Source organism: Streptomyces sp. NPDC006332, assembly GCF_040612855.1.
Taxonomy (GTDB): domain Bacteria; phylum Actinomycetota; class Actinomycetes; order Streptomycetales; family Streptomycetaceae; genus Streptomyces.
In genome coordinates, this window is sequence record NZ_JBEXRA010000035.1 from 26,327 (window position 1) to 52,579 (window position 26,253).

General features: G+C 70.8%; 20 protein-coding genes. 9 read left to right on the forward strand and 11 right to left on the reverse strand.

Annotated features, from left to right (window positions below; genetic code table 11):
• The first annotated feature begins 389 nt into the window (after window positions 1-389).
• Both ABZ027_RS27770 and ABZ027_RS27775 read left to right on the forward strand, forming a co-directional pair.
• Window positions 390-1,052: an RNA polymerase sigma factor gene (locus ABZ027_RS27770; RefSeq protein WP_356773014.1), complete on the forward strand. Its 663-nt coding sequence runs from the start codon at window positions 390-392 to the stop codon at window positions 1,050-1,052.
• A complete protein-coding gene (locus tag ABZ027_RS27775) occupies window positions 1,052-2,167 on the forward strand; it encodes a hypothetical protein (RefSeq protein WP_356773016.1) in 1,116 nt (371 codons plus the stop codon). The genes ABZ027_RS27770 and ABZ027_RS27775 overlap by 1 nt, the downstream gene beginning before the upstream one ends.
• Before the next feature lie 252 nt (window positions 2,168-2,419).
• Here the strand turns inward: ABZ027_RS27775 and ABZ027_RS27780 are convergent, their stop codons facing one another.
• Window positions 2,420-3,295 carry a L,D-transpeptidase family protein gene (locus ABZ027_RS27780; protein ID WP_356773018.1) on the reverse strand — a complete coding sequence of 292 codons (876 nt, stop codon included), beginning with the start codon at window positions 3,293-3,295 and terminating at the stop codon, window positions 2,420-2,422.
• A 244-nt stretch (window positions 3,296-3,539) separates the two neighbouring features.
• On the opposite strand from ABZ027_RS27780, the gene ABZ027_RS27785 reads away from it, so the two are divergent.
• The gene (locus ABZ027_RS27785; RefSeq protein ID WP_356773020.1) at window positions 3,540-5,120 is read left to right on the forward strand and encodes a methylmalonyl-CoA mutase family protein; all 1,581 of its coding nucleotides are present in this window, start codon (window positions 3,540-3,542) and stop codon (window positions 5,118-5,120) included.
• Between the two features lie 307 nt (window positions 5,121-5,427).
• Here ABZ027_RS27785 and dnaK read toward each other — a convergent pair whose 3' ends face one another.
• Both dnaK and ABZ027_RS27795 read right to left on the reverse strand, forming a co-directional pair.
• Window positions 5,428-7,140, reverse strand: a complete 1,713-nt coding sequence (gene dnaK, locus ABZ027_RS27790; RefSeq protein WP_356773022.1) for a molecular chaperone DnaK — start codon at window positions 7,138-7,140, stop codon at window positions 5,428-5,430.
• A gap of 148 nt (window positions 7,141-7,288) precedes the next feature.
• A complete protein-coding gene (locus tag ABZ027_RS27795) occupies window positions 7,289-8,299 on the reverse strand; it encodes an AsnC family transcriptional regulator (protein WP_356773023.1) in 1,011 nt (336 codons plus the stop codon).
• A gap of 97 nt (window positions 8,300-8,396) precedes the next feature.
• Between ABZ027_RS27795 and ABZ027_RS27800 the strand changes: the two genes are divergently transcribed.
• Window positions 8,397-9,869, forward strand: coding sequence for an MFS transporter (locus tag ABZ027_RS27800; RefSeq protein ID WP_356773025.1), 1,473 nt, complete (start codon window positions 8,397-8,399; stop codon window positions 9,867-9,869).
• Window positions 9,870-10,062: 193 nt separating this feature from the next.
• Here ABZ027_RS27800 and ABZ027_RS27805 read toward each other — a convergent pair whose 3' ends face one another.
• A complete protein-coding gene (locus tag ABZ027_RS27805; protein WP_356773027.1) occupies window positions 10,063-10,416 on the reverse strand; it encodes a helix-turn-helix transcriptional regulator in 354 nt (117 codons plus the stop codon).
• Window positions 10,417-10,524: 108 nt separating this feature from the next.
• Here ABZ027_RS27805 and ABZ027_RS27810 point away from each other — a divergent pair, with 108 nt between their 5' ends.
• Window positions 10,525-11,691, forward strand: coding sequence for a Gfo/Idh/MocA family oxidoreductase (locus ABZ027_RS27810; RefSeq protein ID WP_356773029.1), 1,167 nt, complete (start codon window positions 10,525-10,527; stop codon window positions 11,689-11,691).
• Here ABZ027_RS27810 and ABZ027_RS27815 read toward each other — a convergent pair.
• Entirely contained in the window at window positions 11,681-13,102 is a 1,422-nt protein-coding gene (locus ABZ027_RS27815; protein WP_356773030.1) for an FAD-dependent oxidoreductase, read from the reverse strand. The genes ABZ027_RS27810 and ABZ027_RS27815 overlap by 11 nt on opposite strands.
• 74 nt (window positions 13,103-13,176) lie before the next feature.
• Here ABZ027_RS27815 and ABZ027_RS27820 point away from each other — a divergent pair, with 74 nt between their 5' ends.
• Window positions 13,177-13,827, forward strand: coding sequence for a TetR/AcrR family transcriptional regulator C-terminal domain-containing protein (locus ABZ027_RS27820; protein ID WP_356773032.1), 651 nt, complete (start codon window positions 13,177-13,179; stop codon window positions 13,825-13,827).
• A 65-nt stretch (window positions 13,828-13,892) separates the two neighbouring features.
• On the opposite strand, the gene ABZ027_RS27825 is transcribed toward ABZ027_RS27820, so the two are convergent.
• Complete coding sequence (locus ABZ027_RS27825) at window positions 13,893-15,017, reverse strand: acyltransferase (RefSeq protein WP_356773120.1); 1,125 nt, start codon at window positions 15,015-15,017, stop codon at window positions 13,893-13,895.
• Between the two features lie 223 nt (window positions 15,018-15,240).
• Here ABZ027_RS27825 and ABZ027_RS27830 point away from each other — a divergent pair, with 223 nt between their 5' ends.
• From ABZ027_RS27830 to ABZ027_RS27840, 3 genes are read left to right on the forward strand one after another with little or no spacing between them, the layout of a single operon-like run.
• Window positions 15,241-16,710, forward strand: a complete 1,470-nt coding sequence (locus tag ABZ027_RS27830) for a glycosyltransferase family 29 protein (RefSeq protein ID WP_356773034.1) — start codon at window positions 15,241-15,243, stop codon at window positions 16,708-16,710.
• A complete protein-coding gene (locus ABZ027_RS27835) occupies window positions 16,707-19,037 on the forward strand; it encodes a glycosyltransferase (RefSeq protein ID WP_356773036.1) in 2,331 nt (776 codons plus the stop codon). Before ABZ027_RS27830 ends, ABZ027_RS27835 begins: the two co-directional genes overlap by 4 nt.
• A 3-nt stretch (window positions 19,038-19,040) precedes the next feature.
• Entirely contained in the window at window positions 19,041-20,795 is a 1,755-nt protein-coding gene (locus ABZ027_RS27840) for a hypothetical protein (RefSeq protein WP_356773038.1), read from the forward strand.
• Here the strand turns inward: ABZ027_RS27840 and ABZ027_RS27845 are convergent.
• From ABZ027_RS27845 to ABZ027_RS27865, 5 genes are all read right to left on the reverse strand, one after another.
• Window positions 20,778-22,046 carry an NAD(P)/FAD-dependent oxidoreductase gene (locus ABZ027_RS27845; RefSeq protein WP_356773040.1) on the reverse strand — a complete coding sequence of 423 codons (1,269 nt, stop codon included), beginning with the start codon at window positions 22,044-22,046 and terminating at the stop codon, window positions 20,778-20,780. The genes ABZ027_RS27840 and ABZ027_RS27845 overlap by 18 nt on opposite strands.
• Complete coding sequence (locus tag ABZ027_RS27850; RefSeq protein WP_356773042.1) at window positions 22,043-22,480, reverse strand: GtrA family protein; 438 nt, start codon at window positions 22,478-22,480, stop codon at window positions 22,043-22,045. The genes ABZ027_RS27845 and ABZ027_RS27850 overlap by 4 nt, the downstream gene beginning before the upstream one ends.
• Window positions 22,464-23,510, reverse strand: coding sequence for a glycosyltransferase family 2 protein (locus ABZ027_RS27855; protein WP_356773043.1), 1,047 nt, complete (start codon window positions 23,508-23,510; stop codon window positions 22,464-22,466). Before ABZ027_RS27855 ends, ABZ027_RS27850 begins: the two co-directional genes overlap by 17 nt.
• A 214-nt stretch (window positions 23,511-23,724) precedes the next feature.
• Entirely contained in the window at window positions 23,725-25,071 is a 1,347-nt protein-coding gene (locus ABZ027_RS27860; RefSeq protein WP_356773045.1) for an alpha-2,8-polysialyltransferase family protein, read from the reverse strand.
• The gene (locus tag ABZ027_RS27865; protein ID WP_356773047.1) at window positions 25,071-26,057 is read right to left on the reverse strand and encodes a glycosyltransferase family 2 protein; all 987 of its coding nucleotides are present in this window, start codon (window positions 26,055-26,057) and stop codon (window positions 25,071-25,073) included. Before ABZ027_RS27865 ends, ABZ027_RS27860 begins: the two co-directional genes overlap by 1 nt.
• Window positions 26,058-26,253 lie beyond the last annotated feature (196 nt).

Here is a 26,253-nt window from a genome sequence, read left to right on the forward strand (position 1 = left end):
CGGCGGCGGGTCTCGGCCCGCGGCGCCCCAGGTCAGAACGGTGTGCGCCGGAGACGGCCGGGGCCGCCACCCCCCACAGGAGAGGCCCCGGCCGTCGCGCGGCACGGGTCGCGCGGCGGCCCGTACTACCTACAGCGCCACGACTGCGTTTTGTGTCACACCGCCCCTGCACGCCGTGCCACTCGCCGCGTCACACGGTAGTTGCATCGTGGACGGCCGTGGACGAACAGCTGTTTAAGGTCGTAACGTGCCTTTCGCGCCGGACGTGGCAGTTGCATGATCACCGCGACTGCCGACGGCTCGAAGCCGGCGCGAAGCCAGCCGTGAAGCCGGCCCGGAAGCCGGTTCGAAGCGACCATCGACTCGACCATCTCTTGAGGTAAGCACGGGTGCTGGGGGACGACGCGGAGCTGACCGTCGCGGTGCTCGCGGCACAGGGCGGGGACGAGAGCGCGTTCCGGACTGTGTACCGCGCCGTGCACCCGCGGCTGCTCGGGTACGTCCGGACGCTGGTCGGAGACCCGGACGCGGAGGACGTGACGTCCGAGGCCTGGCTGCAGATAGCCCGTGACCTGGAGCGGTTCAGCGGCGACGGGGACCGGTTCCGCGGCTGGGCCGCCCGAATAGCCCGCAATCGCGCCCTGGACCACATCCGCATGCGTGGCCGCCGCCCCGCGACGGTCGGCGACGAGACCGAGCTGACCGGCAAGCCCGCCGAGTCCGACACCGCGGGCGAGGCCATAGAGGCCCTGGCCACCGACACCACGCTGTCCCTCATCGCCCGGCTGCCGCAGGACCAGGCCGAGGCCGTCGTGCTGCGCGTGGTCGTGGGCCTCGACGCGAAGAGCGCGGCCGAGACGCTCGGCAAGCGCCCGGGCGCCGTACGGACGGCCGCGCACCGAGGTCTGAAGCGGCTCGCCGAGCTCCTCGACGAGGATCCGGAATCGGCCGGAGTGCTCGACGCCCTGCCGCCTCAACGAGAACCGCGCGGAGGTGCGGTGACGTCCGCAGGTGTGACGCATACACGTGCGCGGACGCAGAGGGACATGTGATGGCCGACGAGCAGTACACGTGGCTGGACCGCGAAACGGCGGAGCGTCTGCTGAGCGGAGAGTCCCTCGAAGCCGTCGACGTGACCGACCGCGACCGGGCCGAGAGGCTCGCCAAGACCCTGGACGCGCTGTCCGTGGAAACTGCGCCCACCGGCCTCGAACTGCCCGGTGAGGACGCCGCGTTGGCCGCGTTCCGCGCGGCGCGCGCGACCCGCGAGGACAGCCTGGCCGACCGTCCTGACGGGGGCGTGGCCCCTGGGCGGACCGGTGGACGGGCCGGCTCGGGGGAGCGTGCCCGTGTCGGTGCCGCCGACATCGGACTCGTGCGCGTCGGCGGGCCCGGCCGGGACGGCCCGCGACCGCGCCGGGGCCGCACGATCCGCCTGGGGCTGGCCGCCGCGCTGGCCGTCGGCATGGTCGGCTCGGTCGCCGCCGCGGTCAAAACCGGAGTCCTGCCGGCGGTGTTCGGCGAGGCCGAACCGGGTCCCGGCGCCTCGGCCTCGGCCCCGGCGACACCGGACCGCCCGCTCGTCCCACCGTCGCCCGGAGCCTCCCGGAGCGAGCCGTCGCCCGGCGGCGCCACCGGCGGCGGCTCCTCTCCCGGCTCCTCACACGACACCGGACCGAAGAGCGCCACCCCGGGCGCCGGCTCCGACGGCGGGGCCGGACATCCGTGGAACGCCACGCGCGACTTCCTGACGACCTGCCGTGACATGCGTGACGGCAGGGGTCTGACCGCCGAGCGCAGACATGCCCTGGAGGGCGCGGCGGGCGGCGCCTCGCGCGTGAAGAAGTACTGCAAGGTGATGCTGGCCGACGGCGTGTCCGCGGACAACGGCCGCGGCAAGGGCAGGAAAGGCCGCGAGGAGCGCACGGACCAGGACCGCGGGGGCGACCAGGACGACGACCGTCACCGTGACGGCAGGGGCCACCGGGGCGGCGGCGCGGGCGGGAACGGAAACCGGGGCGGCCGGCACGGCCACGCGGGAACCGACGCAACGCACCGGGGTTCCGGCGGCGACCGTCACGACCACGACGGCCGCAATCGCCATGACCACGACGGCGGCAACCGCCACCATCCAGACGGTGGCACCGCGGACTCCCGCGCTGTCTGAGCTACACACCTCCTGACCTGCGGTTTCCCGGGTGGCCAAAATTCCCTCGGCCGGGGTGTGACGTTTCCGGGGGCCGGGGCGCAGTAATGAGTGTGCCGACTGGTCATCGGCCGTCGCACAGAGCCGGGGTTCCCCCCGTACTCACGGCTCGTGCACCCGGCGCGGGTGGGACACGTTCCCCCGGTCCCGCCCGCGCCCCATACGTCTCCCGCCCGGCGTCCCCCGCCTCCCGCCCGGGCCGCGCCGAGGATCTCACCAGTACACGACGACCTTGTCGCCGTGGCGCACCCGCGCGAACAGGTCCGCGATCGCCGCCTCGTCCCGTACGTTGACGCAGCCGTGCGAGCCGCCGGAGTAGCCGCGGGCGGCGAAGTCGTACGAGTAGTGCACGGCCTGGCCACCGCTGAAGAACATGGCGTACGGCATCGGTGAGTCGTAGAGCGTCGACACATGGTGCCGGGACTTCCAGTAGACGCTGAATACACCTTCGCGGGTGGGGGTGTACTGCGAGCCGAAGCGGACCGGCAGCGTCATGAGGGTGCGGCCGTCGACCATCCAGCGCAGGGTGCGGCTGGACTTGCTGATGCACAGCACCCGGCCGGTCAGACAGCGCGGGTCGGGCGCGGCGGCCGGCTGCCCGCCCATCAGGTACAGCTCCCACTTGCCCGGCTCGCGCGTCATCCCGAGCAGCCGCTGCCAGGTGACGCTGTCCGTCCGTCCCGTCCTCGGCAGCCCGCGCTTGCCCTGGAAGCCCTCCACCGCCTGCTCGGTCAGGTCGTCGTACGTCCCCGTCGGCCCGTCGTACAGCCAGGCGACCTGCCGCAGCCGGGCCTGGAGCTCACGGACGTCCCCTCCGCTGTCGCCCCGCGACCACAGGACGACGGGCGCGGGCGAGGCGGGCGCCGCGCTCGGCTCGCCACCTTTCGCGTCCTCGCCGCCGTCGGCGTCCCCACGGGTGTCGGTACCAGAGTCCGTACCGGTATCGGCGTCGGCGGAGGCCTTGGGAGAGGCGCCGCCGGGGACGTCGACGTGCACCGGCGAGCGGGGCTTCCCGTTCTCGTCGGCGGGCTGAACCGTGCAGCCGCAGACCGTGGCCAGCGCCAGCAGTGCGACGATCGCTCTCCCCATGCCCGTAGTACGCATCCCCACCCCCGTCGTCTCACCGACCCGCCCGGGCGACCGAAGCGGCCACCGGAACCGGCCACCGGAACCAGCCACCGAACCGGCCGTGCCGAACCAGCCACCAAACCGGCCGTCGAATCAACCACCCAAGATGTTCCCCCCGAATGACGGCTCGCGAACGGCACGGCATGGTGGTTTCAGGAACTGGCGCATGCCTGGCGGGCGACTGCTCGGACGGAGGCAACAGACCATGACACGCGAGTCTGAGTCCGGAGTACCCATCGAGCCGGTCTACGGGCCTGCGGACCTGGCCGGATGGGACCCGGCCGAGAAGCTGGGCGAGCCGGGGTCGTACCCCTTCACCCGCGGTGTCTACCCGTCGATGTACACCGGCCGCCCCTGGACCATGCGGCAGTACGCCGGCTTCGGCACGGCGAGGGAGTCCAACGCCCGCTACCGGCAGCTGATCGCCCACGGCACCACGGGCCTGTCGGTCGCCTTCGACCTGCCGACCCAGATGGGCCACGACTCGGACGCGCCGATCGCGCACGGCGAGGTCGGCAAGGTGGGCGTGGCGATCGACTCGGTGGACGACATGCGGGTGCTGTTCGACGGGATCCCCCTGGACCAGGTCTCCACCTCGATGACGATCAACGCCCCCGCCGCCCTGCTGCTGCTCCTGTACCAACTGGTCGCCGAGGAGCAGGGCGTGAGCGCCGACCAGCTCACCGGCACGATCCAGAACGACGTACTGAAGGAGTACATCGCGCGCGGGACCTACATTTTCCCGCCCAAGCCCTCGCTGCGGCTGACCGCAGACATCTTCCAGTACTGCCGGGCCGAGATCCCGAAGTGGAACACGATCTCGATCTCCGGCTACCACATGGCGGAGGCGGGTGCCTCGCCCGCGCAGGAGATCGCGTTCACCCTCGCGGACGGCATCGAGTACGTCCGGACGGCGGTCGCGGCCGGCATGGACGTCGACGACTTCGCCCCGCGCCTGTCGTTCTTCTTCGTGGCCCGTACGACGCTCCTGGAAGAGGTCGCGAAGTTCCGTGCCGCCCGCCGGATCTGGGCGCGGGTGATGAAGGAGGAGTTCGGCGCGCAGGACCCCAAGTCGCTGATGCTGCGCTTCCACACGCAGACGGCGGGCGTCCAGCTGACGGCCCAGCAGCCCGAGGTGAACCTGGTCCGGGTGGCGGTGCAGGGACTGGCCGCGGTCCTCGGCGGCACCCAGTCCCTGCACACCAACTCCTTCGACGAGGCGATCGCGCTGCCGACCGACAAGTCCGCGCGGCTGGCCCTGCGCACCCAGCAGGTGCTCGCCCACGAGACGGACGTGACCGCGACCGTCGACCCCTTCGCGGGTTCGTACGCCGTTGAGCGGATGACGGACGACGTGGAGGCGGCGGCGGTCGAGCTGATGACGCGGGTCGAGGAACTCGGCGGCGCGGTCGACGCGATCGAGCACGGCTTTCAGAAGAGCGAGATCGAGCACTCGGCGTACCGCATCGCCCAGGAGACCGACTCCGGCGAGCGGGTCGTCGTCGGCGTCAACCGCTACCAGCTCGACGCGGAGGAACCCTACGAGCCGCTCCGGGTGGACCCGGCGATCGAGGCCCAGCAGGCGGAGCGCCTCGCCAAGCTCCGGGCGCAGCGCGACCAGTCGGCGGTGGACGCCGCCCTGCACGCCCTGAAGAAGGCGGCCGGGGGCGAGGACAACGTCCTGTACCCGATGAAGGACGCGCTTCGGGCCCGGGCGACGGTGGGCGAGGTGTGCAATGCGTTGCGGGGGGTTTGGGGGACTTACGTGGCCTCGGATGCGTTCTGACCTGGGCGATTCCTCCGAATGGGTGATCGGGGGCGACATCCGACCTGCTCCTCGACGGCGACGACTGACCGTCCGGAGATCGAGTGCCGGATGCTGCGGGCCGCCCGGGGAATGGGGCGGGCGCGACGGGGGTCACCTCGGGCTCGGGGGCACTGTTCCTCGGGTTCGCGGTGAAGCTGTCGCTGGCGAGCGCCTGACGTTTCGTCCGGCGGCACCGCCCGGGCACGCCTGAGTGCCTCAGCGACCGGGCGCCCGGGCGACTCAGTGCCCGTCCAGGCCCTCGGGTCCGCGCAGCCTCAGTGGTGTCTCAACGGCCGAGTTCCCGCGCGATGATGGCGGCCTTCTCGGTGGCCTCGCGGACGGCCGCGTCGTCCCCGTTCTTCAGGGCTTCCTTGAGCTCGCCGACCGCGGCCTCAGCCCTGGCCCTGAGGTCGCCCGGCACTGTGTCCGCGCGGCCCTGAAGAGACCTCTCCATGGTGTGGAGGACCTGATGGGCCGGGTAGCGAATCTCGGCGGATTCGCGGCGCCGGCGCTCCTGCTCCTCGTACCGCTCGGCCTCACGCACCATGCGCTCAAGGTCGGCTTTTGGCAGGGCGGATCCGCCGGTGACCGCTACGCGTTGCTCGTTGCCGGTGCGCAGGTCCTTGGCGGAGACGTGCATGATGCCGTGGGCGTCGAAGTCGAAGGTGACCTCGATCTGCGGCTTGCCGGCCTTCGCGGGACGCAGACCGGTCAGTTTGATCGTGGCGATCTTCTTGTTGTGCGCCGTGAGCTCGTGCTCACCCTCGTAGACCTTGATCTCCAGATCCGTCTGGTTGTCCCGTGTCGTTGTGAAGATCTCGGAGCGCATCGTCGGGATCGTGGTGTTGCGTTCGATGAGCTTGTTCATGGTGCCGCCCTTGGTCTCGATGCCGAGAGAGAACGGGGTGGCGTCGAGCAGCAGGACGTCCCTGACCTCGCCCCTGAGGACGCCGGCCTGGAGGGCCGCGCCGACGGCGACCGGGTCGTCCGAGCGGACACGTTGACGTTCCTTTCCGCCGGTCAGTTCGTCGACCAGCTCGATGACCGCGGGCATGCGCGTCGAGCCGCCGACGAGGATGACGTAGTCGATCTCCTCGAGCTTTACCTCGGCATCCTTGATGACGTTGTGGAACGGCGCCTTGCAGCGCTCGAGCAAATCGGCGGTGAGCTGCTGGAACACGTCCCGGGTGAGCCTCTCGTCCAGATGCAGCGGGCCCTGAGCGGAGGTCGCGATGTAGGGCAGGTCGATCGTGGTCTCGGCGATCGAAGAGAGCTCGACCTTGGCCCTCTGCGCGGCCTCGCGCAGACGCCGGAGCGCTGTCCTGTCCCCGGTGAGATCGACGCCGTGGCTGTCGGCGAATCGCTTGACCAGATGGTCGACGATGCGCTGGTCCCAGTCGTCACCGCCGAGTTCGTTGTCGCCGCTGGTGGCCTTCACCTCCACCACGCCGCAGTCGATCTCCAGCAGCGACACGTCGAAGGTGCCGCCGCCGAAGTGGATGACCATGGTTGTCTGATCGTCCTTGGCGAGGCCGTAGGCGAGAGCGGCGGAGGTCGGCTCGCTGATGATGCGCAGGACGTTCAGCCCCGCGATGTTGCCGGCCTCCTTGGTGGCCTGCCGCTCGGCCTGTCCGAAGTACGCCGGGACGGTGATCACCGCATCGGTGACTCGCTCGCTCAGGTACGACTCGGCGTCCCGCTTCAGCTTCTGCAGGATGAACGCGCTGATCTGCTGCGGCGTGAAGTCCGTGCCGTCGATGCGTACCTTCCAGCCGGTACCCATATGGCGCTTGACCGAACAGATGGTGCGGTCCGCGTTGGCCACCGCCTGCCGCTTGGCCGGCTCGCCGACCAGCACCTGACCGTTCTTCGTGAAGGCGACGGCGGAGGGAGTGGACCTGTCACCCTCCGCGTTGGTGATGACGGTCGGCTCACCGCCTTCGAGAACACTCACCACAGAATGCGCCGTACCAAGGTCGATCCCGACAACACGAGCCACCGTGCACTCCCCCCAGCCACCGCGGCGACCACCGCGCGTGAACTTCCCGTCACCCAGGGTTCCATACCCGGCGAGTTCGCACACGGCTCTTCAACGGACCTCAGGCTCTGCTTTTGGAAAGGGCCGGCCGCGCGTCGTCTGGCGAGAGTCAGCGCCGTCGCATGGGCGGCTTGCCGGTGGCCGGGAGCGGGCCGGCCATCTTGATGGTGCGTAACACGGGCGCGCTCTCCAGGGTGTGGATGGCCTTCAGGGTGCCCAGGCGTTCGGTGAGGTAGCGGTGCAGCGCCGCCGGGTCGGGGCACAGGGCATGGGCGGTGAGGTTGTGGGGGCCGGTGACGGCGGCCACGTAGGCCAGCTCGGGGTGCCGGGCCAGGGTGCGGGCGACCTGGTCGAGGTGGGCGGGGGCGACGCCCATCCACAGAAGTGCCTGCGTGGTGACGCCCAGCAGGGTGGAGTCCAGTTCGACGTCGAAGAAGAGCTGACCGCCGGCCCGCAGTTGCTCCAGTCGGCGCGCGACGGTGGCGGGCGACCAGCCGGTGGCCGCGGCGAGGCCGCTCAGGCTCGCCCGACCATCGCGCTGGAGGGCAGCGAGCAGGTCGGAATCGGCATCGCTGAGGGCCGCCCGCACCCCAGGGGCGGCGCTGACGGACGCCGCGTCAGCTACGGCGGTGCGCAGTCGGCGCTGCTGCGCGGCGTCGAGGGCCTGTTGATGGCCGGACCAAGCGGTGGGCCCACCGAGGTAGGTGTGCAGCACGCAATGTGCGGAGACCGCGGTGATGCCGGCCGTTCGCGGGATGTCGTGCAACAACAGCGCATGACCGGCGGGCCCGTCGGCGGTGGACGTGTGCACGATCGCGACGATCTCGGTGCCGCCCGAGGCGAGCTTGACCCAGGAGGTGTCGGCGCGGCGGGCCAGCGCGTCGGCAAGGTCCTGGGCGGCGCGCGGGCCCGCGGTCAGCCGCACGAGCCACTGGGTGCGGTTGCTGCGCTGCGGCTCGGCCAGGCCGACCACCCGCAGCGCGGCGTCTGCACACAGCCGCCGGTAGCGGCGGGAGACCGTCTGCGCCGAGACGTCGAGGACGTCGGCGATCGCGCTGAACGGCGCCCGCCCGTCGATACGCAGTGCGTGGATGAGACCACGGTCGATGGCGTCCAGCATGTGAAAATCATGCACCACGGACATTCCAATGGAATGATTCAGCGTTCCAGCCGCTCAAAGTGGAGGTGCCCCGACGGCGTCGCGCACGCTCGGGCGCATGTCGTACTCCACCTCCCCGCCCCCGCGGCGACGCTGGGCCGCGCTCACCGTGCTGCTGCTCGCCGAGGCCATGAACCTCCTCGACGCCACCGTCATGACCGTCGCCGCCCCCGTGATCCGCGCTGGTCTGGGCGGTCCGGCCTCCAGCATCCAGTGGTTCAGTGCCGCGTACACCTTGCCCTTCGCCGTCTTCCTCATCACCGGCGGGCGGCTGGGTGACATCGTCGGCCGGCGGCGGGTGTTCCGCGTCGGCATGGCCGGCTTCGTCCTGGCCTCGCTGGGGTGCGCGCTCGCACCGTCCACGGCGGTACTGATCGCCCTGCGGGCCGTGCAGGGCACCGCGGCCGCACTGATCATCCCGCAGACCATCGGCATGATCCGCGCCATGTTCACCGGCCCCGCACTGGCCCGGGCGATGGGCACCATCGGGCCTGTCATGGGGTTCGCCGCGGTCACCGGCCCGGTGATCGGCGGCGCGCTGACCCAAGCGGATGTGCTGGGTTCCTCCTGGCGCGCGGTCTTCCTCGTCAACGTCCCCCTTGGTGCCGCCGTGCTGGCGGCCACCCCGCTGCTGCACGAGGACCGTGCCGCGCTTCGACCGCGACTGGACCACGCCGGCACGGCGCTGGTGGTCCTTGGCAGCAGCCTGCTGGTCTATCCGCTCATCCAGGGCGGCGCACAGGGCCGGCCACGCTGGTCGTGGGCCATGCTCGCCGCCGGCGGCGCGGTGCTGGCGGGCTTCGCCGCACATCAACGGCGGCGGGCCCGCGGCGGCCGCAGCCCACTCGTCGAGCCGGGCCTGTTCGTCGACCGCGGCTTCACCGCCGCGCTGGTGTCCAGCGTGCTGTTCTTCTCTGTGGTGGGCGGATTGATGCTGGTGGCCGTGCTGCAGATACAGCTGGGCCTGCACCGCGGCGTCCTCTCGGCCGGCTTCACGCTGCTGCCGTGGTCGGCGACGATGGCGCTGTCGTCCTGGGTCGCCGGCGCCTGGCTCGTACCCCGCTACGGAGCCCGGGTCATGAGCGTCGGCCTCCTGGCCCTGCTCGCCGGAGTCGTATCGGCCGCCGCCGTGTACGCCACCAGCCCGCCCGCCTCCTACCCCTGGCCGCTGCTGCCCGCGCTGGCCGTGGCCGGGATCGGTCAGGGCCTGTACGCCGTGCCGTTCTTCACCACCGCCCTGCACCGAATCCGCCCACACGAGACGGGTTCCGCCGCCGGCCTGCTCAACGCGGTGCAGCAACTCGGCGGCACTCTCGGCGTCGCCCTGCTCGGCAGCCTCTTCTTCCATTCCGCCGTGCCCGGCGACCCCACCCCGGCCGTCGCCGCGCTCACCGGCGCCCGCAACGCCTTCTGCCTCGCCGCCGCGCTCATCCTCGCCACCGCAGTGACCACGGCCATGATGCTTCCGCGGCGGCGCCCTTCGCCCACGAGCCCGGATCAGCCCTTCGTTCCCGATGCCACGGATAGGTGACGACACCACCGCCCATCCAGCCGCCGAGGCCGGAGGAACCCGGCGTCATTTGCGCCCCTGGCGACCACTCACGGCCACCATGAGCACTCAACAGCGGAGGAATACATGGCTCCCGATCACCCGAGGTCGCCAGTTCCAAGGCCGAACGTGGCGGCACTATGCCCGGGGAGGTCCTTCGAGCTGACCGCAGACCCTAGTCGGCTGAGGATTGCACAAGGCGACCACGGCACTCGACCGCCTCGCGCAGGACGAGGTCGAGCAGGCCGGGGAAGCGGCGGTCCAGTTCCTCGCGGCGGAGGGAGTTGATGCGTCGCGTGCCCTCGTCCTGCTGCCGGATCAGGCCGGCCTCGCGCAGCACGCGGAAGTGGCGGCTGCTGGTGGACTTGCCGACCGGGAGGTCGAAACCGCCACAGGGCACTTCGGACTGGGCGCCGAGGGTGGCCACGATGCTCTGGCGGACGGGGTCGCTGAGGGCGGCCATCACCGTGAACAGGTCCATGTCCTGCTCGTCGGGGTGGATCAACGGGGATGAGGTTCGACTGGCCACGTCCCCAGTATCCACGGAGTTCCGGCGGACCTATGTTCGCGGTTGAGCGAACATGGGCTACGGTGGTGATCACCAGCCGGTGGCACCGGCCATGCGAAGGGAACCGTCATGCCCTCCTCTCTTTCCCCCACGCTCGCGTCCACGCCCGCGTCCGCTTCACCCGCCCCGGTCGGCGTCGGCATCGTCGGGCTCAGCGTCAATGGCGGCTGGGCGGGGACCGCCCACGTCCCGGCCCTCGCCGCCCTGCCCGACGCGTACGAGCTGCGCGCCCTCAGCGCCAGCAGCGCCGAGTCCGCGAGGGCCGCGGGGGAGAAGTTCGGAGTTCCGCTGGCGTTCGGCAGCGTCGAGGAACTGGTCCAGCGGGACGAGGTGGACCTGGTGGTCGTGACCGTCAAGGTCCCACACCACAGAGAGCTGGTCATGTCCGCGCTCGCCGCCGGGAAGACCGTGCTGAGCGAGTGGCCGCTGGGCAACGGGACCGCGGAGGCCGAGGAGATGGCCACGTTCGCGCAGTCGCGGAAGCTGCGGGGCTTCGTCGGGCTCCAGGCGCGCTCCGCCCCGCCGGTCCGCTACCTGCGTGACCTGGTCGCAGACGGATACGTCGGGGAGGTGCTCTCGACCAGCGTCGTCGCCTCGGGGGTGACGTGGGGGGCGACGTATGGCAGCCGCAACGCCTACGTGTTCGACCGCACCAACGGCGCGACCATGCTGTCCGTCCCCTTCGGTCACACCATCGACGGACTCGCCTCGGTGCTGGGCGAGTTCACCGAGCTCAGCGCCACCACGGCCACCCGGCGCCCCGAGGTCCGGCACGAGGAGACCGGGGAACTCCTGCCGAAGAACGTCGAGGACCAGATCGCCGTGAGCGGAGTCCTCGAATCGGGCGCCGTCGCCTCCGTGCACTTCCGCGGCGGGGTCGCCCGCTCCACCAACTTCCTGTGGGAAATCAACGGGACAGAGGGCGACCTGCGTGTCACGGGCAACTCCGGACACCTCCAGTTCGGGCAGGTCACCCTCCACGGCGCCCGCGGGAAGAACGCGGAACTGACCGAGCTGCCGGTACCGGCCCGTTACGACGCGAACGTTCCCGCGCCGGCCGGGCTACGCGGCACCATGGCCCACAGCGTCGCCCACGCCTACGCGCAATTGCGCGCTGACCTCACCGAGGGCACCCGCACCGTCCCCGACTTCGCCCACGCCGTGCGCCGCCACCGCCTCCTCGACCGCGTCCAGCAGGCGGCCGCCACCGGTGAGCGCCAGCGCGTCAGCCCGTAGTCGGGCCGAGCCCGACCCCCTCGGCGTACTCCGTCAGGCCCTCCGACGTGGCCCCCGCCCAGCCCACGTAACCGTCCGGACGGACCAGGAACAGACCGTTGCCGTACGTCTCGGGTGCCGGGCCCTCCACGATCCGCACCGACGCCGGCGCCTGAGGGGTCTCCGGTGCCTCCGTGTCCAGTGCCAGCAGGGTCCAGTGCGGCCCCCGGAACGCGTCGAAGAGGCGTACGCCGGCGACCGTGGCGTCCGGGGCGCGGTCACCGGCCCGGATCCCGTCCACCGTGGCCCGGGTCTCCGCGGTGAGCGTCGACTCCCGGTATCCCAGGCCGAGTTGACGGGTCGCCTCGCCCCGCGTGGCCTCGCCGCGGTGGACGCTCGTGGACAGCCCCAGTACCTCCGCGGCGATGGGGCGCCGCTCCTCCTCGTAGGTGTCGAGGAGGGCGGGCGGAGCCTCGCCGCGCACCACCGCGCCGAGTTTCCAGCCCAGGTTGTAGGCGTCCTGGACGCTGGTGTTCAGGCCCTGGCCCCCGGCGGGGGAGTGGATGTGGGCCGCGTCCCCGGCGAGGAAGACCCGCCCGGCGCGGAAGCTGTCCGCGAGGGCCGCCCGGGGGCGGAAGTCCGACGCCCAGCGGACCTCGGTGACGTCCTCGGGGGCCAGGTGTGAGCGGGCGGCGACGACCTCGCGGATGCCGTCGGGGGAGGTGTCCACCGAGGTGCCCTCCGGGAACTGGGCGATCACCTGGAAGTCCTCCGTGCCGGGCAGCGGGCAGACCGCCAGGAAGCCGTCGCCTTCACCGCCCGGCGGGAAGACGTGCCAGTTGTCGCGGTCCAGGCCGGTGATCCGGACGTCCGCCACCAGGAGCGGGTTCGGGTCGACGGTCTGCCCGGTCATGCCGACGCCCAGCGCACGGCGTACGGTCGAGCGGCCGCCGTCGGCGGCGACCACGTAACGCGCGCGGAGGCGGTCCCCCGCCCCGAGCCGCACGGTCACGCCGTCCTCGTCCTGGTCCAGCCCGACGACCTCCCGGCCGAAGGCGACCCGCCCGCCGAGCTCCGTCAGCCGGGCGAACAGGATCTCCTGGGTGCGCCACTGCGGCACCATCGCCGGCCCGGCGTACGGGGAGTCCTCGCTCGCCTCCGCCGGGTCGAACAGCCGGTGCTCGCCCACCCGCTGTCCGTCCCGCCAGATCATCTGGACCGGATAGTCGCCCCCGGCCTCGCGGATCGCGTCCAGCACGCCGAGATCGTCGAAGACCTCCAGCGTGCGCGGCTGTATGCCCTTGCCGCGCGAGCCGGGGAACAGCGTGTCCGCCCGCTCCACCACCAGCGCCGCCACACCCTGCCGGGCCAGGTCGATCCCCAGGGCGAGCCCGGTCGGGCCCGCGCCCACGATCAGGATGTCCGTGTCCATACCGATCACTCTCCTTAACGTTGTTAAGTGCTGTCTGCTGCGACCATGCCCTTAACGGCGTTAAGCTGTCAAGCGTGAACACGGAACGACGAGCCCCCCTCGACCGCCGCCGGGTCGCGGACGCCGCCCTGACGCTCCTGAACGAGGTGGGTCTGGACGGGCTGACCCTGCGTGCCATCGCCAAGGAGCTGGACGTGAAGGCGCCCGCCCTGTACTGGCACTTCAAGGACAAGCAGGCCCTGCTGGACGAGATGGCGACGGAGATGTACCGCCGGATGGTCGCGGCAACGCCTCTGGCCCCCGGTGACAGCTGGCGGGAGCGGTTGCTGACGTCCAACCGCGGACTGCGTGCCGCGCTGCTCGGCTACCGGGACGGCGCGAAGGTCTTCAGCGGCTCACGTTTCACCGGCATCGTGCACGCCGAGCAGATGGAGGGCGACCTGCGCCTGTTCACGGGCGCCGGCTTCAGCCTCGCGCAGGCCGTGCGCGCGACCGGGACGACGTATCTCTACACGCTCGGTTTCGTCACCGAGGAGCAGGGTGTCCAGCCGCTGCCCGGTGAGCGCCGCGAGGGCTACGACATCGAGGAACGCGCCCGCCTCATGGCCGACTTCCCGCTGTCGGCCCAGGCGGGCGCGGAGCTGTTCCAGGACTACGACCAGCACTTCGAGGAGGGACTGGCGCTGGTGATCGCGGGGATCGGGGCGCGGTACGGGATCGAGTGAGTACCACGGCGGAGGTCCGAGCGGGCCGTCAGCGCACCTTCGCCAGCGCTGCCCGCAGCCGCGGCTCAGCGCATCTTCGCCAGCGCTGCCCGCAGCCGCGGCGTCAGCGGCTTCTCGACGTACCGGTTCAGCAGCCAGGCCAGCAGCAGCATCGACAGGACCGTCAGGACGAAGGTCACCGCCGACGGCAGGCCCAGGCTGACATGCAGGGCGCGCACCATCACCCAGCCGAGGTGCTCGTGGACCAGGTAGAACGGGTACGTCAGCGCCCCGGCCACGGTCAGCCAGCGCCAGTTGGCCCAGCCGAACCAGCCGAGCGCGATGGCCGCGACCGCGACGAAACCGAAGGCGACGACCAGGACGATCCCCAGCGAGGTGCGGTGAGCGAAGGCGTTCGGGTCCGCGGCGTTCCACAGGCTGCGCACCGCGTAGTGCTGCCCGATCAGGAAGCTCACGGCCACGATGCCCCAGGCGTAGACGTCCTTGCGGTCGCGGTGCACGAGGTAGAGACCGACGCCGCCGATGAAGAACGGGGCGTACTCCGGCATGAACACGATGTCGAGCAGCGGCTGGTGCGCGCCCTGGGTGATCGCCGCGGCGAGCGTCCAGCCCGCGCAGAACATGATCACGCGTCGGCGTGACGCTCCGGGCAGCACGACACACAGCGCGAACAGGGCGTAGAAGCGGACCTCCGCCCACAGCGTCCAGCACACCCCCAGCACCCGGTCCACGCCCAGCGGGTACTGGAGCATCGTCAGGTTCACCAGGGTGTCGCTCGGCGACAGCGCCTTGTAGGTGACCATCGGCAGCGCGAACACCGCCGTCACCAACAAGACCGCCGCCCAGTAGGCGGGCAGCAGCCTGGAGGCGCGGGAGGCGAAGAACGACTTCAGCGGCCGGCCCCAGCCGCTCATGCAGATCACGAATCCGCTGATCACGAAGAAGACCTGGACGCCGAGACAGCCGTACGCGAAATAGGTGTGCAGCGTGGGGAACTGCCTGTCCGGCGAACTTCCCCAGGCGTGGGTGATCTCGCCGCCCCGGCCGCCGTAGTGATAGGCGGCCACCATCAGCGCGGCGACGAGCCGCAGTCCGTCGAGGGCGCGCAGCCGGGGCTCCCGCCGGGCGCCCGTCCGCTCCGCCGGGGGCAGCGCGGGCGCGGACGCGTCGGGCACCGGCCGGACGGTCATGCTGGTCACGAAATTCCCCTCGACGGGCGTTCCTACGGGTGCTTCTCAGCACGTTAATCCGAATCGAGGGGAGGTCTGGGTCGGCCGGTCAACGATTAGCCGCCTGGTCCCGGTGAGTTCACCTGGATGTCGTTTTGGCTTCCTAAGTTTCCCCAGAATCCCCCCACGCGGAAGTAAAGCCAAGAACACAGTTAAAGCTGGGTAAAAAGAAAACAGGAGTGCCATGACGACGGTCCAGAAGAGACGTGCACGTGCGCGTGGAGGGGAGCTGGACGACTGCCTGCGTGCCTGTGCCGCGCACAGCGGGAAACTGGTCGGCAGCATCGACCGCCGCCGCGTAGAACTCGCCGAACAGCTGCGCAAGCTGCTCGTCGTGTGGGGCACGACCTCTGTCGCCGCCCCCGCGCCCGCCCCGGCCACCGGGGCCACCGCACTGCTCAAGAGGGCCGTCAAGGGCCCCGCCGCCACCCCCTCGGTGAGCATCGGCAACGACCTCCTCGACGCCCTGCTGGCCGTCGCCAACAAGGCCCTGGAGTGCGGCTACGACGACGAGTCGAACCTCGCCCTCGTCATCAGCGACACCGTCCTCGCCCAGCGCAAGAACTCTCGCGCCGGCTGGCGGCTGCGCGCCCGTCTCCTGGAGGCCCTCGGCGAGGAGACCGAGGCGCTGGAGGCGTACGAGCGCTACCTCGCCCTCACCGACGACGACGGCTTCGGCGTCCGCGCCCGGATCGACGGCCTGAAGATCGCCGCGGACAAGGAACGGGAGCTGTTCGCCCTCCTGCGCCGCCAGGTGCCGCGCGCCCAGGACTTCACACGCCGCCCCGCCACGGACGTCTGGGCCGAGGGTCTCGCCGCGCACGCCGTGGGCGACTGGAGTGAGGCCGAACCCCGTCTCGTGGGAGCGCTCCTCTCACTGGCCGCCGAGAACGCCCCGGTGCAGGACCGCCAGGAGCTGCTCAGCCAGTACCTCGACCTGCGCACCGCCGTCCCCGGCGTCGACCTGCCCGCGCTCACCGAGGCCGTCGCCCTCTACGCCGACCAGCGCCGCAGCCGGATGCGCGGCCCCGTCGCCGACCCGACCGTCGGCGGCGTGCAGTGGATCACCCTGGGTGAGTTCCGCAACCAGATCGCCGGCAAGTCGATCTGCCTGATCGCCAACTCCGGCCGGGTCGGCGCCAGTTCGATGGGCGCCGAGATCGACGCGTACGACCTGGTGGTGCGCTTCAACTCGTACCGGATCGACCCGAAGCACACCGGCGCGCGCACCGACATCCACGCCACCATCCACAAGCACGGCTTCAACTGGGACAAGCCGGTCACCACTCGGATCGTCTTCGGCGGCGTGTCCGGCGACTGGAAGTACTCGCTGCGCAACCGCCTGGTGCCCGGCGCCCAGGCCCACCTCGGCGACGAGTCGCTGCGCTGGCCCGTACGCAACATCGGCAGGCTCGGCGGCGACGTCTGGTCGGGCATCCCGACCACCGGCTTCAACATGCTGTGGCTGCTGGACTTCCTGGACGTCAGCCCCACCCTGGACCTGATCGGCTTCGACTTCTACGAGAGCGGCGCCTACCGCGTCCCGGAGGCCATGAAGCTGGCCATCACGTCCGTACACGAATACACCAGCGAGAAGGACTGGGTCATGCAGCGGGCCCAGGGCGTGACCGACATGAGGATCTCCCTGCGATGACCATCACCTTCCCGGCCACGGCCGCCCCCCAGGCCCCGGCGACCGACGCGCACGCGCTCACCGGCAAGCGCCGCATCGCCTTCGCCAGTTACGTCGACGAGAACTACCTCCCCGGCTTCCTCGTGCTGCTGCGCAGCCTCGCGCTGTCCAACCCGGGCGTGTGCGAGGACTTCGTCGTCCTCTACGACGACCTGCGCCCCGGCTCGATCGCCAAGATCCGCGACCTCCACCCGCGGATCGTCCTGCGCCGGGTGAACGACACCCACTACGACGCGTACAAGAAGGGCGACCAGGACAACTACCTGGTCCGCAAGGCGTACTTCATCCTCGACGTCTTCCGGCTGCGCGAGTACGACACCGTCATCACGCTCGACACCGACATGGTCGTCCTCGGCGACCTGAGCGAACTGCTGGAACTGCGCGAGGGCCTGGCGGCCGTCTCGCAGTTCTTCTACGGCCAGCACAAGCTCAACTCGGGCCTGCTGGTCATCCAGCGCGAGTACCTGTCCGACGCGTTCTGCGCCAAGCTCGACGCGACCGGCCGCAGCGGCGACTACGAACTCGACAAGCACGACCAGGGCATCCTCAACGCCGTCCTGGACGGCGACTTCGTCCGCCTCGACGCGCGCTACAACTTCGTCAAGCGACGGCTCTCCGGTGACCTGCCGGTCCCCGACGACACGGCGATCCTGCACTTCACCGGCCGCCACAAGCCCTGGCAGGGCGGCGAGGCAGGCTACGGCCAGGCCGAGGCCCGCTGGCGCGAGTTCGACCTGTCCGACGCCGACTTCCACGCCGCCTACCTCGCCAGGCCGGGCGGCCTCCACCACGACCTGCTGGTCCACTACGGCACCCCGCACGTCGCCCGCACCGCCGATGTGGAGGTGGCCCGCAAGGTCGCCGCCGCGCACATCTCGACCGGCGACTACCCGGACGCCGTCGACATCCTCGGCAGCGTCCGGATCCCGCTCGACGAGGCCTGGCCGCACGAGGTGTACGGGCACGCCCTGATGAGCGTCTCCCGCTACGAGGAGGCCAGGACACAGCTGCTGCTGGCCACCGCCGCCCCCAACCGGGCCGCCACCGCCTACGCCCGCCTCGCCCAGATGGCCTGGGTGCACGGCGACAACGCCGAGTCCCTCAGGTACGCCACGGCCGGCCTGTCCGTCGACCCCACCCACCGCTCCAACCGGCTGTGGGCCCAGCGCGCGGCCTCCCTACCGGCCCAGGATCAGGGCGCCGCCGAGGACCAGCTCGCGCACGTCGCCTTCTACATGGACCGCCAGGGCAACGCGGGCGACAAGCTGTTGCCGGAGAGCGTCCGTTCCGCATTCGGGCCGGACACCACCTCCCGCCGCTGGCACTCCGTGCACGCCCACCGGCTGTTCGACGAGGCCGCCCTGCAGCGGGTCAACCGCCGCCGGGGCCTGGTCATCGGCGGTGGCGGGCTGTTCATCCCGGACACCATGCCGAACGGCAACAGCGCCTGGCAGTGGAACGTCCCGGACGAGCTGCTGAAGCGCATCGACGTCCCCATAGCGGTCTTCGCGGTCGGCTTCAACGCCTTCGACGGCCAGTCCTACCGGGCAGGCCGGTTCCGGGAGTCACTGCGTCAACTCGTCGAGCAGTCCTCCTTCTTCGGGCTGCGCAACCACGGCTCGATCGAGAAGGTGCGGGCCATGCTCCCGGCCCACCTGCACGACAAGGTGCGCTTCCAGCCGTGTCCGACGACGGTCACCCGCCACCTCCTGCCGGGCTGGCAGGACCCGGTGAAGCGCGACGACACCATCCTGATCAACGCCGCCTACGACCGGGCGGGCCTGCGCTTCGGCCACGACTACGGCTACTTCCTGGCCCAGATGGCGCAAGCCGTACGGGACCTGGGCGAGCTGGCCGAGGTGCGGTGCGTGGCGCACTCCCTCGACGACGAGAAGATCGCCTTCGACCTGCGCCGTGAGCACGGCATCTCGCTGCCGGTCATCCCGATGTACGACTTCGACAACGACCAGATCACGGACCTGTACGCGCGCACCAAGCTGGTGATCGGCATGCGCGGCCACGCGGGCATGATCCCGTTCGGCTGCGGCACGCCCGTCATCAGCCTGATCTCGCACCCGAAGATGGCGTACTTCCTGCGGGACATCGAGCGCCCCGAGTGGGGTGTCTCGGTGCACGACCGGCACCTCGCCGCGCGCCTGGTGGAACGGTCGGGGGAACTGCTCGCCGACCACGACAGGACCGTCGCGGACGTGCACGGCCGGCAGCAGGAGCTGTGGAAGGTCACCGAGGCGAACGCGGCGGACCTCCGGGTCATCCTGGGCGGCTGACCGATGGCGACCGCCCTGGCTGACGACACCCCCGCCGAGGCACGGTCGCGTGCGGACGACCGCCGGTCACCCCTGTGGTGGCCGGTGGTCGCCCTGCCCGCCGTGGCGGCCGTGGGGTACACCGCGGCCACCCGCCGTCTCACCGGCGACCTGCACTACGTCCTCGGTGCCCTGCGCACCGGCGCGAAGGCCGGTTACTCGCCGTCGGAGGTCTTCACCCACCGGCCGTACTTCTACCGGTGGTTCGTCGCCGGCCTCGACCGGGTCTCCTTCGGCGGTACGCCGGCCGCCCGCGAGGCCGTGATCGGGGCGACGGGCATCCTGCTCGCCGCCGCGTCGGCCTACGCCCTCCACCTGTCGCTGGCCCGCCGGTTCACCGGACGCGAGGCGGCGCTCACCGCGGGCGCCACCGGCCTCGCCCTGATCCTGGCGCCCCGCAACGACTTCCTCCAGCCGGAGTGGGCGGCGGTGGTGCTGACGGTGTTCGGCGTCGCCGCCGGACTCGGCCCGCCCCGGCCGTGGCCCGCGGCCCTGCTCGCCGCGCTGCCGCTCGGCCTCGCCGTGATGATGAAGTACTCCACCGCCGCCACGGCCGCCATCGGCGTGCTCCTGGTGTACGCCGTCGACCGGGGCCGGGCCGTACGGCTCGCGCTGGTCGGGGTGCCCGCGGCGGTGGCCCTGTTCGGGCTGAGCGTGCTCGGCGGGTCCCACGAGTGGCAGTGGACCGAGGACATGCCGCAGATCAACCAGTCGGCGCTCAGCCGCACCGGCATCCACCCCGGCTTCATCCTGGACCGCACGGCCGACTTCCTGGCCGACCGGGCGGTGCAGAGCCCGGTGCTGCTCCTGCTCCCGGGGGCGCTGCTGCTGGTGCTGGCCCGGGTGCCCGGGCGGGGCCGGCGGATCGAACTGGCCCTGGTGGCGTTCGCCATCGGCCTGGGCGCACAGGCGGTCGTCGTCGTGCAGGGCAACTGGTTCCTGTACCACGCCGCCCAGATGCCGGTGCTCGCCGCCGCCCTGTGGGGCATCGCGGTGGGCGGCGCCCACCGCTCGCCGTGGTGCTTCGGCGCCGTGTCCCTGCTGTACGGCGCGCTGCCGGTGCTGTACGCCGGGGCGGACGGGGCACTGCAACGGCCTTACCTGGTCTGGGGGTTGGGGTTCGTCGCGCTGATCGCCGCCGTGGTGGACGTGATGCTGGATGCCCGTGCCCGTGCCCGTGCCCGGTCGTCGGACCAGCGCCCCGCATCCGGAATCCGGCCCGCCGCCCTGGTCGCCGTCACCCTCACCGGAGTCGTCTGCCTGGCCGCGAGCATGTGGCCCGGCTCCCCGCATCTGGTGCAGTACGGCAAGGTCAGGATGACCAACGCCGGATACCTGGCCGGGATGCGGGACACCGAGGCGGAGGCCGACCGGCTCCGCGCCCGGATGCCCGCCGACGCCCCGGTCCTCTACCTCGCCTTCGGCGACACCACGTACTACGTCGACCACCCCGCGCGGTGCCGCTACCCGATCGCCACGTTCCTCCAGCGCACCCGCTACCTCCCGGACGTCACCGAACTGAAGTCGTTCCGCGAGAACGAGAACTGCGTCGACCACGACCCGGCCCCCTACGCCGTCCTGGACCGCGCCTGGTTCCGCCCCGCGAGGGTCGACAAGGAACTGTGGCGGCGCGTCACCGCCGTGTACGACTGCCCGCGCTCGACGGGCGGCCCCACGACGGTGCTGTGCACGCGCAGGACCTCAGCGCAGCCCCAGTGACGCGGTGACCTCCCGCGCCAACGCCACCGAGTAGCTCTGCCCCCGGTCCTGGGGGTAGATCTGGGCCATCGTCACCAGCGTGACGCGGCTCATCGGTGTCTCGTGGGGCGGGATCAGGGCGCGGTACTCGGGGGTCACCACCGGCTGGGCGAAACCCGCCTTCGAGAAGTGCCAGTCCTTGATCCAGGACTCGTCGAAGTCCGGGTTGACGCGGCGCAGGTACGGCAGGAACCGCGACAGCAGTTCGGCCGGTTCGGTGGTGAAGCGCCAGTCCTCGCGTTCGACGTAGTTGCCGACGTAGAGGATGTGCCGGCCGCCGTACACGGACGGGTCGATCATCTTCGTGTGCTCGACCACAGCGAGGAACGGGAAGTCCGGCTCGTTGATGTTGAGCCAGTAGTACGGGATCACGCTGCGGTCCAGCTCCAGCACGAAGCAGGTCGCGCCCAGGTACTGGTTCTTCCAGGCCGCGTTGCCGGCGGGCAGCCCGGCCGCCTTGGCGAAGACGGGCTGCGGGGTGGTGACGATCAGCCGTTCGAACTCGTACGTGGAGCCGTCCGCGCAGGTCACCACGGCGGGCGCCACATCACCGTCTTGCCGGATCGATTCCACGGCCTTGCCGAACTCGACCTTGCCGCCCCGCTCCTCGATCCCGTCCCGGAGCGCCGCGTACACCCGCTCGAAACCGCCGTCCACATAGCCGAGTTCGAAGGTGCGGCAGTGGATCCGGGCCCACAGCCAGGCCATCGACACCCGCTCGGCGCGGTCGCCGAACTTGCCCCGCAGCAGCGGCTCCCAGATCGCCGCGGTGGCCTTCTGGCCGGCCCAACGGCGCAGCCAGGCGAGCGCGGTGAGGTCGTTGAAGCGCTCTCCGCCCCGGACCGCCTTCAGCAGCGCCGACGAACCGGCGAAGCGGACCGCGTCCACCGGGGAGAAATCTGGGAAGCGCAGCATGTCGAACGGGGTGGTGAAGTCGATGAGCCGGCCGCCCCGGTAGATGCCCGTGGTCGGTTTGTGGAAGCGCAGCGCGTCGCCGAGCCCCAGCTCCTCGATCAGGGCGATCATCGCCTTGTCGCTGCGGAAGATGTGGTGGTAGTAGCGCTCCAGCGGTACCCCGCCCACCTCCAGCGAGGCCGCCAGACCGCCCAGTTCGGCGGCCGCCTCCAGCAGGGTCACCTGGTGGCCCGCCCGTACGGCGTCCCAGGCGGCGGTCAGGCCCGTGGCACCCGCGCCGATGATGCCGAGGTTCATGCGAAGCTCCATTTTCTGTTGAGCACGAACTGGAGCGCCAGGACCAGCGGCAGCGAACCCGCCTTGACCAGGTTCGCGTCGATCCCCAGCCCGTCGGTGAAGACGAGGAAGAGCAGATACGTCAGGGCGATGCCGGTCAGGCCCACGGCGTAGAAGCGCAGGAAGCGCAGGACGATCCGGTCGCGCCGGTCGAAGGTGAACCGCGCGTTCAGGACGAAGTTGTTGGCGATGCCGAGGGTCGTGCTGATCACGTTGGCGAGCTGCTCGTCCGTCCCGGCGAGGTTGTGCAGCAGAAGGAAGACGACGAGGTCGAGGGCGACCCCGCTGCCGCCGATCAGGGTGTAGCGGACCAGTTGGCGCAGGGTGCGCGACGGGGGCGCGGCGGTCGGCGGGGTCGTGGTGTCAGGGGCGGTGGTCTCAGCGGTCACCGTCACCGCCCCGCTCGTCCCCGTCGGCGGCGGTGCCGAGCACCTCGCGCACCAGGTACAGCGGCCGCCCCTGGGCCTCGCTGTAGATACGCCCTATGTACGCGCCGATCACACCCAGGGACAGCATCTGCGTGCCACCCAGGAACAGCACGACACACATCAGCATCGTCCAGCCGGACACCGTGATCTCGGGCCGGAAGAACTTCATGGCCAGCGCGTACACGATGCCGGCCAGGGACAGCGCGAGCACCCCGAAACCGAGCCGGGTGATCATCTTCAGGGGAGCGGTGGAGAAGCTGGTGACGCCGTCGACCGCGAGCCGGGCCATCTTGCGCAGCGGGTACTTGGTCTCGCCCGCGAACCGTTCGTCGCGGTCGAAGGACACCTCCCGCTGCCGGTAGCCCATCGAGGCGACGATGCCGCGTACGAAGCGGCTGCGCTCGCGGTACCTGCGCAGCTCGTCGGCGACCTTGCGGTCCAGCAGCCTGAAGTCCCCGGTGTCCAGCGGGATGTCCACGTCGGTGGAGGCGCGCAGGACGCGGTAGTAGGCGTGCGCGGTGGCCCGCTTGAAGGCGCTGTCCTGCCGGCTGCGGCGGCGCGCGTGCACGATGTCGGCGCCCTCGCGCCAGGCGTCGACCAGCTCCAGGCTGACCTTCGGCGGATCCTGGAGGTCGGTGTCCATCACGATCACCGCGTCGCCCTCGGCGTGGTCGAGGCCCGCGGTGATGGCGATCTGGTGCCCGAAGTTGCGGGCGAAGTCGACCACCCGGACCCGCGGATCATGGTCCGCGAGGTCCTTGAGGATCGGGAGCGAGCCGTCGGTGGACCCGTCGTTGACGTACACCAGCTGCACGTCCAGGTCCGGCCGGCCGGCCAGGGCGGCGGTGAGCTCGGCGTGGAAGGCCGCGATGCCGTCCTGCTCGTTGTAGACCGGCAGGACGTACGAGATGAGCGGCCGCCGCGCGGGCCCCGGCTCCACAGCCGTGAGGACGACGGGTGCCGGGGCGGCGGGCGATCGTATGTCCTGCTGGGTCATATCGACCCGGCCGAGGAATCGAACGGGATTGACCCGAAAACTGTCTGACGCATTGGGGGAAGCTATGGAGCCTTCGTGAACCCCGGCCGAACAGATTCCGTCCGGAAGCCGACTTCCCTGTTTCTCTTCGCTCCCGGTGTTATGCGGAAGGATCAATTCCGAGGAGTGGGAATGCGGAGTGAACAGCAGATTCAGCAGATTCAGTGGGACTCGGTCAGCGGCGTACTGCCTTCTTCAATGCCCGCGCTCGCCGTACCACCCGACGTGCCGTGGAGTTGCGGGGCAGGAACGCAAGTCGCTGCGGGATGCCGCCCGGCAGTCCCAGCGCGGTGAGCCGCTTGCGCTTGAAATAGCGCCGGGTGCGGGCCCGGAAGCGCTTCGCGAGATAGCGTTCCGCGGCCGGCCGCAGGGACGGGTAGATCTGCGGCTGCATGCTGAAACCGACCGCGGTGACCAGGTCGCCCAGTTCGTCGGCCGGGACCGCGTCCTCGCCCGCCCCGTCCTCCAGGTCCGGCAGGACGGCGTCGGCCAGCACGGCGGGCACCCGGTTGCTGTTCTGGTAGGGCGCGAGCCGTTCCAGCAGCGGCTCGGTGCCGATGCGGGCGACCGGCAGGTCGTAGAACGTGGACGCGGTGAACAGCGCGGTGGAGAAGCAGCCGACGACCAGCGCGGGCCGGGCCTTCTCGAACAGCACCTCGGCCAGTACCGGCGTGTCCAGGACGGTGAGGTCCACCCCGAGCTTCTCGGCCTCGGTCTCCAGGGCGCGGCTGTAGCGGGCCGGTGCGGTGGGGTGCGGCTTGAAGACGACGGTCCGGTGTCCTCGCTTCACCGCCCCGCGCATCATCCGCACGTGCAGGTCCTCCTCCTCGGCGGGGGAGAGTATGTTCAGCGCGGACAGGTACTGGCCGAGCAGCAGCGCCGCGTCCTCCGGCAGGCGGGGCAACTCGTCCACGGACGCCGTCAGTTCGCCCATCACCTTCAGGAAGGCGTCGGTCGGCACCAGGTGCGCGGGCACGTCGAACTCGGTCAGCAGCATCGGCGTCAGACCCGGCACCAGGTCCAGGTGCAGCAGCCGGCGCACCCGGGTGCCGACCAGCGGGTCGAGCTTGTTGCGGGTCGGTCCGTAGCTCATCAGGCCGTCGGCGTAGACGTCCACGGGTGCGTCGGTGAACAGCTGGGCCACGGTGAGGGCCGGGGTGACCTGGATGGACTCCAGGACCAGTTCGATCCGGTCGTCACCCAGCCCCCACAGCAGCCGCAGATAGCGCTCGAACAGCGGGATGTCGTCGGGGCGCGGGGTCCAGGCCCCCGGGTGGAAGGGGCGGATGGCCTCGTTCCACGACAGCACCTCGTCGAAGTGGCTGCGCAGCGGCTCGAAGCCGGGCATGGTGTCGAGCGCCGGGGTGGTCTCCGGGGTGGCGGAGTTGTTGAAGACCAGCAGCACCCGCCGGTCCGGCTCCGCGAACAGGTCGGAGTCGATCGCGGCGGCCAGGGTGGCGGCCCCGTACAGCGTCGAGGCGCAGAGGATCTGGGTGGTGCCACGAGGGCTGAGGAGGGGCATCAGGCAGCCGCCTTCGGTGTGGTGACCCGGCGCCGCAGCCGCCGGAGCCTGGCGGAACGGCGGATGTCCATGGTCTCGAGTACGTCACCGAGCGCGTCCTGCGGCATGCGCTGGATCGCCGCCGCGCTCATCGCCCGCAGCTGCTTGGCCACGGACGGTTCCCACTTGGACTCGTCGGACAGATGGTGGGCGATGATCGCGCAGTAGGTGCGCACCGCCTTCGGCAGCAACCGGTCGGCGTCCCGGTCGCCGGCCGTCTCCTCGATCACCTGGTCGAAGGCCCGGATGAAGTCGAGCTGGCGGGCGTCGCCGATCTGGGTCAGCGAGGAGGCGACCCCGCGCCGGTAGAACACGCCCAGCAGGCTCACCACCGCGAACGACTCCGCCTCGCGGTGCAGCTTCCAGATCCACGGCCGGTCCTCGGCCGTACGCAGCCCGTCGGTGAAGTGCAGCAGGCCCCGGTCCAGCAGGCGGCGGTGGTAGGCGCCGGCCCAGGCGTAGGCGTAGTCCACGGAGGTGGTGCGGTCGGCGGGCAGGATCGCCTCGCGCGGGTCCAGTACCTCGTGGCGGCGGCCGACCGGGGCCCGGTGCACGGTCCGGGCGCGGGCGGTGGCCTGCACATGGTCGGTGCGGACGAAGTCGACGTCCAGTTCCTCGATGGCCGCCACCAGCTCGGAGAGGTAGCCGGGGGCCAGCCAGTCGTCGCCGTCCAGGAACGTCAGGTACTCGCCCTGGGCGGCGTCCAGGCCGGTGTTGCGGGCGGTGGCGAGCCCCCCGTTCTCGTCGTGACGGATCAGACGCACCTGCGCGACGTCCGACAACTCATCGGCCGCCCGTTCGAGAATGGCCGGGGTCTCGTCCTTGGATTTGTCGTCGACCAGCACGAACTCGAAGTCCGGCCGGGCATTCAGGCGAAGGCTTCTGAGGGTGTCAGGGGCGAATTGCTGCACGTTGTAGAACGGCACGATCACGGAAAGCTTTGGCACCTGCAAAACGCTAGGGGGCTGCCCGGCTGCGCAACTTTCCGGTGCCCGTACAGAGGGTGAACTCAATGTGTCGGAACGGTGCATCCAGTGTACTTTCCGCTCCCCGACGGGCCAGTTCGGCTTCCGGTGGGCTGTTGTTAACTTTTCGTTGAGTCACGGTTGGGCCGGACCTAGAAATTGCTTCCTAGCGTCGTCG

Bases quoted from the DNA above. Each gene is read 5' to 3' on its own strand.
- ABZ027_RS27855 (WP_356773043.1), bottom strand. From the start codon at position 23,510: ATGACCCAGCAGGACATACGATCGCCCGCCGCCCCGGCACCCGTCGTC.
- ABZ027_RS27825 (WP_356773120.1), bottom strand. From the start codon at position 15,017: ATGACCGTCCGGCCGGTGCCCGACGCGTCCGCGCCCGCGCTGCCCCCG.
- ABZ027_RS27835 (WP_356773036.1), top strand. From the start codon at position 16,707: ATGACCATCACCTTCCCGGCCACGGCCGCCCCCCAGGCCCCGGCGACC.
- ABZ027_RS27830 (WP_356773034.1), top strand. From the start codon at position 15,241: ATGACGACGGTCCAGAAGAGACGTGCACGTGCGCGTGGAGGGGAGCTG.
- ABZ027_RS27775 (WP_356773016.1), top strand. From the start codon at position 1,052: ATGGCCGACGAGCAGTACACGTGGCTGGACCGCGAAACGGCGGAGCGT.
- ABZ027_RS27800 (WP_356773025.1), top strand. From the start codon at position 8,397: ATGTCGTACTCCACCTCCCCGCCCCCGCGGCGACGCTGGGCCGCGCTC.
- ABZ027_RS27840 (WP_356773038.1), top strand. From the start codon at position 19,041: ATGGCGACCGCCCTGGCTGACGACACCCCCGCCGAGGCACGGTCGCGT.
- ABZ027_RS27810 (WP_356773029.1), top strand. From the start codon at position 10,525: ATGCCCTCCTCTCTTTCCCCCACGCTCGCGTCCACGCCCGCGTCCGCT.
- ABZ027_RS27780 (WP_356773018.1), bottom strand. From the start codon at position 3,295: ATGGGGAGAGCGATCGTCGCACTGCTGGCGCTGGCCACGGTCTGCGGC.
- ABZ027_RS27845 (WP_356773040.1), bottom strand. From the start codon at position 22,046: ATGAACCTCGGCATCATCGGCGCGGGTGCCACGGGCCTGACCGCCGCC.
- ABZ027_RS27795 (WP_356773023.1), bottom strand. From the start codon at position 8,299: ATGCTGGACGCCATCGACCGTGGTCTCATCCACGCACTGCGTATCGAC.
- ABZ027_RS27860 (WP_356773045.1), bottom strand. From the start codon at position 25,071: ATGCCCCTCCTCAGCCCTCGTGGCACCACCCAGATCCTCTGCGCCTCG.
- ABZ027_RS27815 (WP_356773030.1), bottom strand. From the start codon at position 13,102: ATGGACACGGACATCCTGATCGTGGGCGCGGGCCCGACCGGGCTCGCC.
- ABZ027_RS27785 (WP_356773020.1), top strand. From the start codon at position 3,540: ATGACACGCGAGTCTGAGTCCGGAGTACCCATCGAGCCGGTCTACGGG.